Source organism: Thalassotalea sp. G20_0, assembly GCF_017744175.1.
GTDB lineage: Bacteria > Pseudomonadota > Gammaproteobacteria > Pseudomonadales > Endozoicomonadaceae > Endozoicomonas.
In genome coordinates, this window is sequence record NZ_JAGHQV010000281.1 from 1 (window position 1) to 927 (window position 927).

The 927-nt window shown below is 52.8% G+C and carries 2 protein-coding genes; both read left to right on the top strand.

Annotated features, from left to right (window positions below; genetic code table 11):
- Positions 1 to 427 (top strand): flagellin family protein (locus J7438_RS26050; protein WP_209278940.1); only part of this gene is annotated, 427 nt, incomplete at its 5' end.
- A 9-nt stretch (positions 428 to 436) separates the two neighbouring features.
- A partial coding sequence (locus tag J7438_RS26055) for a flagellin N-terminal helical domain-containing protein (protein ID WP_503003950.1) occupies positions 437 to 927 on the top strand: 491 nt, incomplete at its 3' end.

A 927-nucleotide genomic window follows, 5' to 3' on the forward strand; every position in this document is an offset into this window, starting at 1 on the left:
GCAAATAACAGTCGCCTCCGATATAACAATGTCGTCTACGGACAGTGCTGAATCTCTGTGCTTTACTGTGAACGACGGTGGATCAGGTTTTAATGTAATCACCATGCTCAGTCAGATAGCGCAAACACTTCAGGCTCCACCCACCAACCTGTCAACGCTGCTTGCCGGTTACCTGGTACAGCTTGATCAGGCACAGAATCAGGCTGGCAGCGTTCATGCCGCCCTGGGAACCCGGATGAAAGCACTGGACGGCATTCGCAGTGACCATCACGAGGCCAGGTTGTACTTTCAGGAACAGGCGGGGCAGCTGGGTGATCTGGATTATATCAGTGCAATCAGCCATCTGAATCAGCAGAAAGTACAGTATGAAGCCGCTCTTAAAGGGCTTTCTGAAGTAGCGAACCTGTCGTTATTTGATTATCTCTAGGAGGCTGTTATGGCCATCAGTATCAACACCAATATTCCATCAATGCAAGCCCAGATCAGTCTGGAGCGGGCCCAGAACGGTCTTGATACAGCGATGCAAAGGCTCTCGACCGGTTATCGCATCAACAGTGCCGCAGACGATGCCGCCGGGATGCAGATCAGTAACCGGATGAGTTCACAAATTAATGGCTTGAGTGTGGCGGTGCGTAATGCCAATGACGGCATCTCTATTGCCCAGACGGCGGAAGGTGCCATGACAGAAACCGCGTCTCTGCTCCAGCGGATGCGGGACCTGGCAGTACAGTCCGCCAGTGACAGCAACAGTAGCGATGACCGGATTGCCCTGAACGGGGAGCTGAAACAGCTGGGGGCGGAACTGAACCGGATTGCCGAGTCCACCACCTTTGCCGGACAGAAGTTGCTGGATGGCTCGTTTGTTGATAAGAACATTCAGGTGGGTGCCTACGCCAATGAGGTTATTACCGTCTCAGTCAATAGTGT